This window comes from Pseudomonas sp. 2VD, from assembly GCF_005503585.1.
GTDB classification, from domain to species: Bacteria; Pseudomonadota; Gammaproteobacteria; order Pseudomonadales; family Pseudomonadaceae; genus Pseudomonas; species Pseudomonas aeruginosa.
Genome location: NZ_SCND01000151.1, coordinates 1 through 13,448 on the forward strand (window position 1 = coordinate 1; position 13,448 = coordinate 13,448).

General features: G+C 65.9%; 11 protein-coding genes and 2 pseudogenes. 12 read left to right on the forward strand and 1 reads right to left on the reverse strand.

Annotated features, from left to right (window positions below):
• Together murU and FFS27_RS17410 are read left to right on the forward strand one after the other, a co-directional pair.
• Positions 1 to 354 (forward strand): annotated as a pseudogene (murU, locus tag FFS27_RS17405) (N-acetylmuramate alpha-1-phosphate uridylyltransferase); the annotation flags it as partial.
• A gap of 1 nt (position 355) precedes the next feature.
• Positions 356 to 1,114 (forward strand): DnaJ domain-containing protein, encoded by a 759-nt coding sequence (locus tag FFS27_RS17410; RefSeq protein ID WP_003085097.1) that lies wholly within the window; start codon positions 356 to 358, stop codon positions 1,112 to 1,114.
• Here FFS27_RS17410 and FFS27_RS17415 read toward each other — a convergent pair whose 3' ends face one another.
• On the reverse strand, positions 1,115 to 2,176 hold the full coding sequence (locus FFS27_RS17415) for an alpha/beta hydrolase family protein (RefSeq protein WP_021263061.1): 1,062 nt from the start codon (positions 2,174 to 2,176) through the stop codon (positions 1,115 to 1,117).
• Positions 2,177 to 2,327: 151 nt separating this feature from the next.
• On the opposite strand from FFS27_RS17415, the gene FFS27_RS17420 reads away from it, so the two are divergent.
• From FFS27_RS17420 to FFS27_RS17465, 10 genes and pseudogenes are all read left to right on the forward strand, one after another.
• Positions 2,328 to 4,721, forward strand: coding sequence for a PAS domain-containing sensor histidine kinase (locus tag FFS27_RS17420; protein ID WP_021263060.1), 2,394 nt, complete (start codon positions 2,328 to 2,330; stop codon positions 4,719 to 4,721).
• Positions 4,722 to 4,766: 45 nt separating this feature from the next.
• Positions 4,767 to 5,399: a response regulator gene (locus FFS27_RS17425; protein WP_003085103.1), complete on the forward strand. Its 633-nt coding sequence runs from the start codon at positions 4,767 to 4,769 to the stop codon at positions 5,397 to 5,399.
• Between the two features lie 128 nt (positions 5,400 to 5,527).
• Complete coding sequence (locus FFS27_RS17430) at positions 5,528 to 6,562, forward strand: polyamine ABC transporter substrate-binding protein (protein WP_003085106.1); 1,035 nt, start codon at positions 5,528 to 5,530, stop codon at positions 6,560 to 6,562.
• A 233-nt stretch (positions 6,563 to 6,795) separates the two neighbouring features.
• Entirely contained in the window at positions 6,796 to 7,905 is a 1,110-nt protein-coding gene (locus tag FFS27_RS17435; protein ID WP_021263059.1) for an ABC transporter ATP-binding protein, read from the forward strand.
• Between the two features lie 55 nt (positions 7,906 to 7,960).
• Positions 7,961 to 9,007 carry an ABC transporter substrate-binding protein gene (locus FFS27_RS17440; RefSeq protein ID WP_003109043.1) on the forward strand — a complete coding sequence of 349 codons (1,047 nt, stop codon included), beginning with the start codon at positions 7,961 to 7,963 and terminating at the stop codon, positions 9,005 to 9,007.
• Positions 9,008 to 9,121: 114 nt separating this feature from the next.
• On the forward strand, positions 9,122 to 10,369 hold the full coding sequence (locus FFS27_RS17445; protein ID WP_021263058.1) for an ABC transporter permease: 1,248 nt from the start codon (positions 9,122 to 9,124) through the stop codon (positions 10,367 to 10,369).
• A 105-nt stretch (positions 10,370 to 10,474) separates the two neighbouring features.
• Positions 10,475 to 11,305, forward strand: coding sequence for an ABC transporter permease (locus tag FFS27_RS17450; protein WP_003085119.1), 831 nt, complete (start codon positions 10,475 to 10,477; stop codon positions 11,303 to 11,305).
• A gap of 123 nt (positions 11,306 to 11,428) precedes the next feature.
• Positions 11,429 to 12,103 carry a ribulose-phosphate 3-epimerase gene (gene rpe / locus FFS27_RS17455; protein WP_003085122.1) on the forward strand — a complete coding sequence of 225 codons (675 nt, stop codon included), beginning with the start codon at positions 11,429 to 11,431 and terminating at the stop codon, positions 12,101 to 12,103.
• Positions 12,103 to 12,921: a phosphoglycolate phosphatase gene (locus tag FFS27_RS17460; RefSeq protein WP_003099532.1), complete on the forward strand. Its 819-nt coding sequence runs from the start codon at positions 12,103 to 12,105 to the stop codon at positions 12,919 to 12,921. Before rpe ends, FFS27_RS17460 begins: the two co-directional genes overlap by 1 nt.
• Positions 12,922 to 12,993: 72 nt before the next feature.
• Positions 12,994 to 13,448, forward strand: a pseudogene (locus FFS27_RS17465) (anthranilate synthase component I); the annotation flags it as partial.

The following is a 13,448-nucleotide window of genomic DNA, read 5'->3' on the forward strand; positions in this document are numbered from 1 at the left end:
GTCTGGAGCGACTTCGACTACTCTCGGCTGCATCTTGCCGACGGCGACCTGGCGCATCTGGTGCTGGTCGACAACCCGGCGCACCATCCTGCCGGCGATTTCCACCTGGATGCCGGCGGACGGGTGGGCGAGACCCGCGAAGCGGGCGGCAACCTGACCTACAGCGGGATCGCCGTACTGCATCCCGCGCTGTTCGAGGGCTGCCAGCCGGGCGCCTTCAAGCTGGCGCCGCTATTGCGCAAGGCCATCGCCGCGGGGCGGGTCAGCGGCGAACATTATCGTGGGCACTGGGTCGACGTCGGTACTCACGAGCGCCTGGCGGAAGTCGAGCGATTGCTGGCGGAGCACGCCTGAGATGCTTTGGCCCGCTACGCTGATCGGAGCCGGAGCCGGCTGGGCCCTGGCCAGCATCCCCGGCGCCCTGCTCGGCGGCCTGCTGGGGCAACTGCTGGACCGCAGGTTACGCCTGGAGTCCTGGCGCGGCCTGCTGGCGCGCTTGCGCGGGCGGGCGGTGAACGATGAGGACGACCTGCTGTTCCAGTTGCTCGGCTATCTGGCCAAGAGCGGCGGGCGGGTGGAGGAAATGCATATCCGCCAGGCGCGCGAGGAGATGGCGTTGCGCAAGCTCGATAGGCGAGCCCAGCGGCGTGCCATCGCGTCCTTCGGCAAGGGCAAGGCCGGCATCGCCCATCTGCAGGAGGAGGTCGCGCGTCTGAAAGGCGAACGTGCGGAGGCAGTATTGCTCGCCTGCTGGCGGATGGCCTGGGCTGGCGGCGTGCTCAGCCAGTCGGCGCGACAACTGGTGTTGCAATGGGGGCGCTGGCTGGGTTGGTCGGCGGAGCGAACGGAACGCTTGTCGGCGCGGGTCATGCCGAAGCGGACGCGCGCTGTCGCCCGGGATAGCTACCGTGAGGCCCTGCTGCTGCTCGGCGTGGAGGCCGGAAGCGAGCCGGCGCTGATCAAACGCGCCTATCGCAAGCTGATCAGCCAGCACCATCCGGACAAACTGGCGGGAGCCGGCGCCAGCGTCGAGCGCGTGCGTGCGGCTACCGAGAAAACCCGTGAATTGCAGGCGGCCTACGCCCTGGTCCGAGAGCGTGAGGGGTTCCGCTGATCACTCCGCAGGTTTCTGCGCATCGGCCTGCAGGTGAAGGCTGAGCCAGCCGCGGATTCGTCGGTACAGTTGCTCCTGCTCCGCCTTGGGGTCGGCCGGTAGCGCCTGCATCGCGATTTGTACGTAGGCCGGGTGTTTCTGCCGCTTGCCGGCCTGCATGCGCAGCCTGGCCGCCTCGCGGTCGGCGCGGGCGTCGCGGTAATAGAAGTCGCCGGTCGCCAGTTTCAGCTTCGGCACCATATCTTCCAGCGCCGGGCGAAAATCGCGCGGTATCTCCGCGGCAACCAGCAGCAGGTTGTGGATTTCCGCAGGCTCCTTCTCCGCCAGGTAGCGTGCCGCCCAATAGGCGCCCGTGCCATGACCGAGCAGGACGACGCTTTTCGGTTCGTGCTGCAGGGCCAGGTCGATGCTCGCCTGCAGGCGCGCCATGACCCGTTCGGCGTGCGCCTTGCGCTGCTCGACCGGATCGATGGCTGGGGGAGGGGCCTGGTCCTCGCTCTGCGCCGGTTCGCCGCTGCCGGCTTCGGCGGTGCTTTCCGGCGCCGGCGCGTTGCCGCTTTCGCCTTTCACGTCAGGCTTGCTTGCGCTGTCCGCGGCGCTGGCGTCCTTGTCGGCGCTGGCGCTGGCGGCGGATTCCGCAGGGCGGGTAACCGGCGCGGTGCTCTGCGGGTCGGGCAGGGCCAGGCTCAGGGTCTGCCAGCCGGCATCCGGCAGTTTGCGCCTTAGCGGGCCGATGGCTTGCGGCCAGTCCGGACTTTCGCCATCACCGGGAACCAGGATCACTACACCTTCGGCCTCGGCGGTGTTGGCTGGCAACCAGAGGGTGAGGAAGCTTTCGTCGCCGGCCTTGAGGATCTGCTGGCCGTCCTCCGGCAACTGGCGCTCCAGCCCCTTGGCCTCGTCCTGGCTGCGCTCGCTGACCGCCGGGCGTTCCACGGGGGCCGGCGGCTGGTCCTTGGCGGCCTCCTCTTCGGCTTGAACGAAAGCCGGCGGCAGGAAAGCGGCGGCCAATAGCAGCGGCAGCAGGGCGGAGGGCTTCGGCAGTAGAGAGAAGGCCGGCATTGGAAATTCCCGATAGACAATCCAGAAGGCAGCCTAAACCCAGAGCACTTCTTTGTCAGGCCGAGCCTTCGCATGGTTCGCCGGTCGCGCTCGCGGTAAGGTATGCCCGCTTTTCCTTCCGTTGCGGTGTATTCCGTGGAGTGTCGCCGGCATGTTGCGTCGTTGCTGTCTGCTCTTCTTCTGTCTGCTGTTGAGCCTGCCCGTGCGAGCGGAGGAGACGGTCGCCTTGCCGCTGACGGCGGAACTACGGACCTGGCTGGCGGAGCATCGGGAATTGCGCGTCGGGGTGGTCACCGAAGCGCCCTATGCCCAATACGACCGCCGCCTGCAACAGTATTCCGGGGCCAACGTGGAGCTGATGGGCTGGCTGGCCACGGCAATGCAGGTGACCTTGCGGTGGCAGGGCTATCCCGACCAGGCGGCGCTCGACGATGCCCTGCGCGCTGGGCGCGTGGATATCGCTCCCGGCCTCAGCCAGACCCCAGCCGGGCTGCGCTTGTGGCTGTTCTCCGATCCCTACCTGCGGGTTTCCCGGCTGGTGGTGGGGAAGCGCGATGGCAGCGGCAGCGTCGAATTGGAGCAACTGGAGCGCGATACCCGGGTTGCCGTGCGGGCCGGCAGTTCGGTAGCCGACTACCTCAGCAGCACCTATAGCGGCCTGCAATGGGTGTCGGCCGATTCCGAACGCGAGGTGCTGCGCGCCGTGCTCGCCGGACAGGCACGCTACGCGGTGATCGACGAAGCGCAACTCAGCCGCCTGACCCGCGAACCGGAGTTCGCCGAGCTAGCGGTGGTTGGCGATATCGGCTACCCGCAGCTGCTACGGGTGGCGACCCGTCGCGACTGGCCGGAACTGGCGATGGTGGTCGACCAGGCGTTGCGCTCGCTGCCGCGCAAGTCCCTGGACCAGTTGCACGAGCGCTGGTTGCAACCCAAGTATCCGCGCCTCGGCGAGTCGCCGGGGTTCTGGCAGAACCTGTCGATCCTCCTCGGCCTGCTGCTGGCCGGCGCGCTGGCGGCGGTGTTCCTCCAGCGGCGCCAGCAGCATGCGCTGGAAGCCCGGCTGTACGGCGCCCGCCGCGACCTGGAGCTGCGCCAGGCGGCCGAGGAGGCGCTGCGTCTGACCCAGTTCTCCATCGACAACAGCACCCTGGGCATCCTCTGGGTCAACTGGGACAGCCGCGTACGCTACGCCAACCGCGCCGCCGAACAGATGCTCGGCCATGCCGACGGCCAACTCGTGGACCGTCCGCTGGCCGACTTCGAGCCCGGCCTGGACATGGACCGCTGGTTGAATCTTTGGCGTCGTGCGCGCAATAGCGAGGAGGGCCCGCTCAGCTTCGAGACCCGCTGCCTGCGCGCCGACGGCAGTTGGCTGCCGGCCGACGTCTCGCTTAGCTTCCTGCGCTTCGGCACGTCCGAGTATCTGGTGGTGTTCCTCAGCGACGTCACCGAGCGCCGCCGTGCCCGCGAGGCATTGCAGGAAAGCGAGGCGCGGATGAAGGGCATCGCCTCCAACGTGCCGGGCATGGTCTTCCGCCTGGAGCGGCCGCGGGCCGGCGCGTTTTCCGACTTCGCCTATATCAGCGAGGGCAGCGAGGCGCTGGTCGGCTACAGCGCTCTCGAGCTGATCGAGAGCGGCCGCGGCATTCGTGGCCTGGTCCATCCCGACGACCGCGAGCGCTACTGGTCGAGCCAGATGGCTGCCCTCGACGAGAATCGCGACTGGCATTGGCAGGGCCGCATCCTCACCCGCCAGGGCGAATTGCGCTGGGCCGACATCAAGGCTTCGGCGCGCTGTTTCGCGGATGGTCGCGCGGTCTGGGACGGGGTGGTCTGGGACATCACCGCGAACAAGCAGATCGAACTCGAACTCGGCGAGTCGCGCGCCCAGCTCCGCGAGCTGTCGGCGCACCTGGAGTCGGTGCGGGAGGAGGAGAAGGCGCGTATCGCCCGCGAGGTCCATGATGAGCTGGGCCAGGTGCTGACGGTGCTGAAGCTGGAAACCTCGATGTGCGAGCTGGCCTATGCCGATGCCCAGGAGGGCCTGCGCGAACGCCTGGGCAACATGAAAAAGCTGATCGCCCAGTTGTTCCAGCTGGTGCGCGACGTGGCCACCGCACTGCGCCCGCCGATCCTCGACGCCGGAATCGGCTCGGCGGTGGAGTGGCAGGCGCGGCGCTTCGAGGCGCGCACGCAGATTCCCTGCCTGGTGGAGGTGCCGGAGAACTCGCCGCAGTTGGTCGACGCCAAGGCTATCGGCCTGTTCCGCATCCTCCAGGAGGCGTTGACCAATGTCATGCGGCATGCCGAGGCGCATACTGTGCAACTGCGTCTGCTGCGCGAGGGCGACGAGCTGTGCCTGAGCGTCAGCGACGACGGTCGCGGGTTCGATGTTGCCACGGTGGGGCGTGGCAGTTCCTTCGGCCTGGTCGGCATGCGTGAGCGGGTGCTGATGATGGGCGGTACGCTGGACATCGACAGTGCCCCCGGCGAGGGCACCACGCTCAGCGTGAGGATTCCGCTGGGCGTCGCGAGCCCGTGACAAGAACAACCGCCGGCAAGGCGGAACAGCGTGAGGCAGCAAAGAGTGGTGATCCGAGTCCTGGTCGCTGAAGACCACACGATCGTCAGGGAAGGCATCAAGCAACTGATTGGCATGGCCAAGGACCTGCAGGTGGTCGGCGAGGCCACCAATGGCGAGCAGTTGCTGGAAACCCTGCGCGGAACGCCTTGCGAGGTGGTCCTGCTGGATATCTCCATGCCCGGCGTCAATGGCCTCGAGGCGATTCCGCGGATTCGCGCGCTGAACGAGCCGCCGGCGATCCTGGTGCTGTCGATGCACGACGAGGCGCAGATGGCCGCCCGCGCCCTGAAGATAGGTGCTGCCGGCTATGCCACCAAGGACAGCGATCCGGCATTGCTGCTCACCGCGATCCGCAGGGTCGCCGGCGGCGGACGCTACATCGACCCGGACCTTGCCGATCGGATGGTCTTCGAGGTCGGCCTGACCGATTCGCGTCCGCCCCATGCGCTGCTCTCCGAGCGCGAGTTCTCGGTGTTCGAGCGGTTGGTGCAGGGTGCCAACGTCAACGAGATCGCCCAGCAACTGGCGGTCAGCAACAAGACCATCAGTACCCACAAGGCACGCCTGATGCAGAAGCTCAACGCGCATTCGGTAGCCGACCTGGTGCGCTACGCGATGGAGCACCGCCTGCTCTGACAGGGGCGTTCGCCCAGGTTTTGCTCGCGGCATGTGCGCCAGGTCCGGTTTTCGCGATCTGCTGTCTACCTGGCTTCCGCGCGGCAGGGAATGATGCTTGCCGGCCAACACGATAAGGAGAAGAAACGATGTTGCCAGCCATGAGGACGGGCCTGTTGTGCGCCCTTCTCGGAGTTACCGCGCCCGCCTGGGCGGAATACGTGACCGTGATTTCCTTCGGCGGCGCCAACAAGGAAGCCCAGGAAACCGCGTTCTACAAACCCTTCAAGAGCGCCACCGGCAATCGCGTGGTGCATGGCTCCTACAATGGCGACCTAGCCAAGCTCAAGCGCATGGTGGAGATCAGCCACGTCTCCTGGGACGTGGTGGAAGTCGAGGCGCCGGAGCTGGCGCGCGGTTGCGAGGAAGGTCTGTTCGAGAAGCTGGACATGGCGAAGGTCGGCGATCCCGCGGATTTCGTTCCCGGCGCGGTGCAGCCCTGCGGAGTCGGCATCTTCGTCTGGACCACGCTGCTTGCCTACAACCCCGGCAAGGTTGCGGGCAGCCCGCAGGGCTGGGCGGATTTCTGGGACGTGAAGAAGTTTCCCGGCAAGCGCGGCCTGCGCTGGGGCGCCAAGTACAGCCTGGAGTTCGCCCTGATGGCCGATGGCGTGGCGCCGAAGGACGTCTACCAGACGCTGGCGACGCCCGCCGGCGTCGAGCGGGCATTCCGCAAGCTCGACGAGCTGAAGCCCTATATCCATTGGTGGAAGTCCGGGCAGGACCCTGTGCGCGACCTGGCCGATGGCACGGTGGTGATGAGTTCGGCCTACAACGGGCGGATCGCCGCGGCGCAGGCCGAGAAGCAGCGCCTGGCAATGGTCTGGAGCGGCGGCGTCTACGATTTCGACTTCTGGGCGCTGCCGGTCGGGGTTTGGAAGAAGCAGTTGGCCGAGGAGTTCATCCGTTTCGCCAGCCAGCCGGAGCAGCAGAAGGCTTTCGCCGAGAACATCGCCTACGGCCCGGCCAACCGCAAGGCGGTAGGCCTGCTCGATCCGCAAGTGGCTGCCAATCTGCCGACCGCACCGCAGAACATGCAGAACGCGGTGGGTATGAACGTGGCCTTCTGGGCGGAGCACGGCGAGGCCCTGGAGCAGCGTTTCCAGAACTGGGCCAAGCGCTGAGGAGGCCGTTGCGCGCCAGCCGGAGAGCGCTGGCGCGCAAACCTTTGCCCTTCTCGAAAGCCCCTTCCCAGAGCGGTCTGGCCCATTCCGGGGGGCATCTTTTTTGTAGGGCGATTCCTACAAAGAGCTTTCCTTTCCCCTGATAGAAAACTCTCTTGCCGGCCGATTTGCGTCCTGCGCCGGGTTCTCTAGGCTGTTCGCACAGCATCCATAAAACGAACAAAGGTGCGGTTATGGCCGAGACTCAAGGCGGCGATGTGCTGGTCAGCTTCCGTGGCGTGCAGAAAAGCTACGACGGCGAGACCCTCATCGTGAAGGATCTCAACCTGGACATTCGCAAGGGCGAATTCCTCACCCTGCTCGGCCCCTCCGGGTCCGGCAAGACCACCAGCCTGATGATGCTGGCCGGTTTCGAAACCCCCACCGCCGGCGAAATCCTCCTGGCCGGTCGCTCGATCAACAATGTCCCTCCGCACAAGCGCGACATCGGCATGGTGTTCCAGAACTATGCGCTGTTCCCCCACATGACCGTGGCCGAGAACCTGGCCTTTCCCCTCAGCGTCCGTGGCATGAGCAAGACCGACGTGAAGGAAAGGGTCAAGCGCGCGTTGTCGATGGTCCAGCTCGACGCCTTCGCCGGGCGTTATCCGGCGCAGCTTTCCGGTGGCCAGCAGCAGCGCGTGGCGCTTGCCCGCGCGCTGGTCTTCGAGCCGCAACTGGTGCTGATGGACGAGCCCCTGGGAGCGCTGGACAAGCAACTTCGCGAGCACATGCAGATGGAAATCAAGCATCTGCACCAGCGCCTCGGTGTCACCGTGGTCTACGTCACCCACGACCAGGGCGAGGCGCTGACCATGTCCGACCGGGTGGCGGTGTTCCACCAGGGCGAAATCCAGCAGATCGAGCCGCCGCGCAATCTCTACGAGCAGCCGCGCAACACCTTCGTGGCCAACTTCATCGGTGAGAACAACCGTCTATCCGGGCAGCTTCTCAGTTGCGACGGCGAGCGCTGCGTGGTCGGACTGCCGCGCGGCGAGAAGGTCGAGGCGCTGGCGGTCAACGTCGGCCAGCCGGGCGAGCCGGTGACCTTGTCGATCCGCCCCGAGCGGGTGCGCCTGAACGGTGCCAGCGAGTCTTGCGCCAACCGTTTCTCCGGCCGCGTGGCCGAGTTCGTCTACCTGGGCGACCACGTGCGTGTGCGCCTGGAGGTCTGCGGCCGCGACGACTTCTTCGTCAAGCAGCCGATCGCCGAGCTGGACCCGACGCTGAGCGTCGGTGATGTGGTTCCGCTGGGCTGGCAGGTCGAGCATGTGAGGGCGCTCGACCCTCTGCCGGCGGCGTGAGCGCCGGCAGTCCCGAACCGTACCGAAGCAACCCTGCACTGTGGAGAGAACAATAATGTCGAAATCCCTGAAAGCGGCCAGCCTGAAGTTCGCCACCCTGGCGGCCGGCCTGGCCTGCGCGGCCCAGGCCATGGCGGTGGACCTGACCGTGGTGTCCTTCGGCGGGGCCAACAAGAGCGCCCAGATCAAGGCGTTCTACGAGCCCTACCAGAAAGCCACCGGCAACAGGATCGTCGCCGGCGAATACAACGGCGAGATGGCCAAGGTCAAGGCCATGGTCGATACCAACAGCGTGTCCTGGGACCTGGTGGAAGTGGAGTCGCCGGAGCTGTCGCGCGGCTGCGACGAAGGCCTGTTCGAGGAACTCGACCCGGCGCAGTTCGGCAAGACCGAGGACTTCGTGCCCGGCGCCATCCAACCGTGCGGCGTGGGTTTCTTCGTCTGGTCCACGGTGCTCGCCTACAACGCCGACAAGCTGAAAAGCGCGCCGACCAGTTGGGCGGACTTCTGGGACATCAAGAAATTCCCCGGCAAGCGCGGCCTGCGCAAGGGCGCCAAGTACACCCTCGAATTCGCCCTGATGGCCGACGGCGTGGCGCCGAAGGACGTCTACGGCGTGCTCGCCACCAAGGAAGGCCAGGATCGCGCCTTCAAGAAGCTCGACGAGATCAAGTCGAGCATCCAGTGGTGGGAGGCGGGCGCCCAGCCGCCGCAGTACCTGGCTTCCGGCGACGTGGTGATGAGTTCTGCCTACAACGGCCGGATCGCCGCGGTGCAGAAGGAAAGCAACCTGAAGGTGGTATGGAACGGCGGCATCTACGATTTCGACGCCTGGGCCATCCCGAAGGGGGCGAAGAAACAGGAAGAGACCCTGAAGTTCATCGCCTTCTCGGTGCAGCCCCAGCAGCAGAAGACTTACTCGGAAAACATCGCCTACGGTCCGGCCAACAAGCAGGCGGTGCCGCTGCTGGACAAGGCCCTGCTGAAGGACATGCCGACCACTCCGGAAAACATCCAGAACCAGGTGGCAATGGACGTAACCTTCTGGGCCGACTACGGCGAACAACTGGAACAGCGCTTCAACGCCTGGGCGGCCAGGTAATCCTCGCCTGACCCTCCAGTGAGGGCCGGAGGGGCCGCCGCGCGGCGGCTCCTCCTACCGTTCCACACTTTCCAGGGCCGCTCCCGACGGCCCGCTTTTTTTCCGGAGTTCGCTATGGCCACAGCTGTGCCCATGTCCCAGGCCGCCGGCAGCACCCTCAAGCAACGCCTGGCGCGCGCCGAGCGGATGAACCGCCTGAAGTCCCAGGCGCTGATCCTGCCCCTGCTGGCCTTCCTGGTCCTGACCTTCCTGGTGCCGATCGCCGCGCTGCTCTACAAGAGCGTGTCCAACCCGGAAGTGGTTCGCTCGTTGCCGCTGACGGTAGAAGCCATCTCCGCCTGGGACGGCAAGTCGCTGCCGGCCGACGCCGTCTACAAGGCGCTCAGCCAGGATCTCGCCGAGGCTCGTCGCAACCAGACCATCGGCGATCTCTCCAAGCGCCTGAACATGGAACTGGCCGGTTATCGCAGCCTGATGGCGAAGACCGCGCGCAAGCTGCCGTTCAAGGACGAGCCCGCTTCCTACAAGGACGCCATGGAGCAGCTCGACGAGCGCTGGGGCGACCCCGCCTACTGGCAGGTGATCCGCCGCAACGCCAGCAGCTATACGCCCTATTACCTGCTCGCAGCCCTCGACCACCGGATCGACGATCTCGGCGAAGTGGCGCGCGCCACCCCGGACCAGGCCATCTACCTGGACATCTTCGCCCGCACCTTCTGGATGGGCGCGGTGATCACCGTCATCTGCCTGCTGCTGGCCTACCCGCTGGCCTACCTGCTGGCCAACCTGCCGACGCGCAAGAGCAACCTGCTGATGATCCTGGTCTTGCTGCCGTTCTGGACCTCGATCCTGGTGCGTGTCGCCGCCTGGATCGTCCTGCTGCAATCGGGTGGCCTGATCAACGGCGCGCTGCTCAAGCTCGGCCTGATCGACCAGCCGCTGCAACTGGTGTTCAACCGCACCGGCGTATACATCGCGATGGTGCACATCATGCTGCCGTTCATGATCCTGCCGATCTACAGCGTGATGAAGGGCATTTCGCCGAGCTACATGCGCGCCGCGATTTCCCTCGGCTGCCACCCGTTCGCCAGCTTCTGGCGGGTGTATTTCCCACAGACCGTCGCGGGCGTCGGCGCCGGTTGCCTGCTGGTGTTCATCCTGTCCATCGGCTACTACATCACCCCGGCGCTGCTGGGCAGCCCGAACGACCAGATGGTCAGCTACTTCGTCGCCTTCTATACCAACAGCACCATCAACTGGGGCATGGCCACCGCCCTCGGCGGCCTGCTGCTGCTCGCTACCCTGGTGCTCTACGTCGTCTACAGCTGGCTGGTGGGCGCCAGCCGCCTGCGCCTGGGATAGAGGGCCTTCCGAGAAGGCCAACCGATTCCCCTCTCCCTTCGGAAAAAAGGTTGCCCGGAGGGCAGGGAGAGGGGGATCCGCACGAAACACATTGGAGAGCGAGTCATGCTGAGTCCCTACATGTCCCCGGTCGAGCGCCTGTGGTTCTACTCCTTGCGCATCCTCTGCGGCCTGGTACTGCTGTTCCTGGTACTGCCGGTGCTGGTCATCGTGCCGCTGTCGTTCAACTCCGGTACCTTCCTGGTCTACCCGCTGCAAGGGTTCTCCCTGCGCTGGTACGCCGACTTCTTCCAGTCCGCCGAGTGGATGCGCTCGTTGACCAACAGCATGATCGTCGCTCCGGCGGCGACCCTGCTGGCGATGGTCTTCGGCACTCTGGCGGCGATCGGCTTGACCCGCGGCGAGTTCCGCGGCAAGGCACTGGTGATGAGCCTGATGATTTCGCCGATGGTGGTGCCGGTGGTGATCATCGGCGTGGCCAGCTACCTGTTCTTCGCTCCGCTCGGGCTCGGCAACAGCTACCTGTCGCTGATCGTGGTGCATGCAGTGCTCGGCGTGCCGTTCGTGATCATCACCGTCTCCGCAACCCTGCAGGGGTTCAACTACAACCTTGTGCGCGCCGCCGCCAGCCTCGGCGCGCCGCCGCTGACCACCTTCTTCCGGGTGACCCTGCCGCTGATCGCTCCCGGGGTGATCTCCGGCGCGCTGTTCGCCTTCGCCACCTCGTTCGACGAAGTGGTAGTGACCCTCTTCCTCGCCGGCCCCGAGCAGGCCACCCTGCCGCGGCAGATGTTCAGCGGCATTCGCGAGAACCTGAGCCCCACCATTGCCGCTGCGGCGACCTTGCTGATCGGTTTCTCCGTACTGCTGTTGCTGACCCTGGAATGGCTGCGCGGGCGCAGCGAGAAGATGCGTACCGCACAACCCGGCGCCTGAGGCGCAGGGCGCGCCCGGCTTGGTCCGGGCGTCGGCTGCTGCGGCGAAAAGTCGTCATTTTCACCGCCAAAAACCGATAACGGCTACAATGCGCGCCTTCCGTGATCCCCTTTGAGGTGCGCCATGCAACCCTTCGCCATCGCTCCGTCGATCCTTTCCGCCGATTTCGCCCGCCTGGGCGAGGACGTGGACAAGGTGCTCGCCGCCGGTGCCGACATCGTTCACTTCGACGTGATGGACAACCACTACGTGCCGAACCTGACCATCGGCCCGATGGTCTGCTCGGCGCTGCGCAAGTACGGCGTGAGCGCGCCGATCGACGTGCACCTGATGGTGTCCCCGGTGGATCGCATCATCGGCGACTTCATTGAAGCTGGCGCCACCTACATCACCTTCCATCCGGAAGCTTCCCAGCACATCGACCGTTCCCTGCAACTGATCCGCGACGGCGGGTGCAAGGCAGGCCTGGTGTTCAACCCGGCCACTCCGCTGGAGGTGCTGAAGTACGTGATGGACAAGGTCGACATGGTCCTGCTGATGAGCGTCAACCCCGGCTTCGGCGGGCAGAAATTCATCCCCGGTACCCTCGACAAGTTGCGCGAGGCACGCGCCCTGATCGATGCCTCCGGACGCGAGATCCGCCTGGAGATCGATGGCGGCGTCAACGTCAAGAACATCCGTGAGATCGCCGCGGCGGGCGCCGATACCTTCGTCGCCGGCTCGGCCATCTTCAACGCCCCGGACTACGCCGAGGTCATCCGCGCCATGCATGCCGAACTGGCCCAGGCGCACCAGTAATGAGCGCTGCGGAGCCGTTCTTCGCCACGCGCCTGCCGCGTCTGGTGATGTTCGACCTGGATGGCACGCTGGTCGATTCCGTTCCCGACCTCACCGCCGCGGTCGACAGCATGCTCGCCAGCCTCGGGCGGCCGCCGGCGGGCATCGAGAAGGTCCGCCAGTGGATCGGTAACGGCGCACGCGTCCTGGTGCGTCGCGCCCTGGCCGGAAGCATCGAGCACGACGGCATCGGTGAGGAGGAAACCGAAGCCGCGCTGGCGTTGTTCATGGAGGCCTATGCCGACAGTCATGCGCTCACCGAGGTCTACCCCGGCGTCGTCGACACCCTCAAGTGGCTCAAGCGCAACGGCGTGGAAATGGCGCTGATCACCAACAAGCCGGAGCGCTTCGTCGCTCCGCTGCTGGATGAGATGAAGCTGGGTCGCTATTTTCGCTGGATCATCGGCGGCGACACCCTGCCGCAGCAGAAGCCCGACCCGGCGGCGCTGCTGTTCGTGATGAAGATGGCTGGCATCGAGCCCGAAGATGCGTTGTTCGTCGGTGACTCGCGCAACGACGTGCTCGCCGCCAAAGCTGCCGGCGTGCGCTGTGCGGCGCTGACCTATGGCTACAACCACGGCCGGCCGATCGCCGAGGAAGCGCCCACCCTGGTCATCGACAACCTGCGCGACCTGCTGCCTTGCGCCGACCAGGCCGCTGAGATAGTGTTGCCGGACGACTCCCTTTCCCCCTCCGACCAGCGAGATCAAGCCGTGGCGGTCAGCAAACTCTGGATGAAGGTCATCAAGGCCCTGGCGCGTTGGCGCTGGCGCGCCTGACATCATCCTCCGCCGGATAGCCGGCGCGCGTTTGCACCCTGTTGACCGTTCTCTCCTCCGATGAGGCTGATCATGAATCGCGAAGAATTCCTGCGGCTGGCCGCCGATGGCTACAACCGCATCCCGCTGTCCTTCGAGACCCTTGCCGACTTCGACACGCCGCTGTCGATCTACCTGAAGCTGGCCGACGCGCCGAACTCCTACCTGCTGGAGTCGGTGCAGGGCGGCGAGAAATGGGGGCGCTATTCGATCATCGGCCTGCCGTGCCGCACGGTGCTGCGGGTCTACGACCATCAAGTGCGGATCAGCATCGATGGCATGGAAACCGAGCGCTTCGATTGCGCCGACCCGCTGGCTTTCGTCGAGGAGTTCAAGGCGCGCTACCAGGTGCCCACCGTACCCGGCTTGCCACGTTTCGATGGAGGCCTGGTCGGCTACTTCGGTTACGACTGCGTGCGCTACGTGGAAAAACGCCTGGCCACCTGTCCGAACCCGGACCCGCTGGGCAACCCGGATATCCTGTTGAT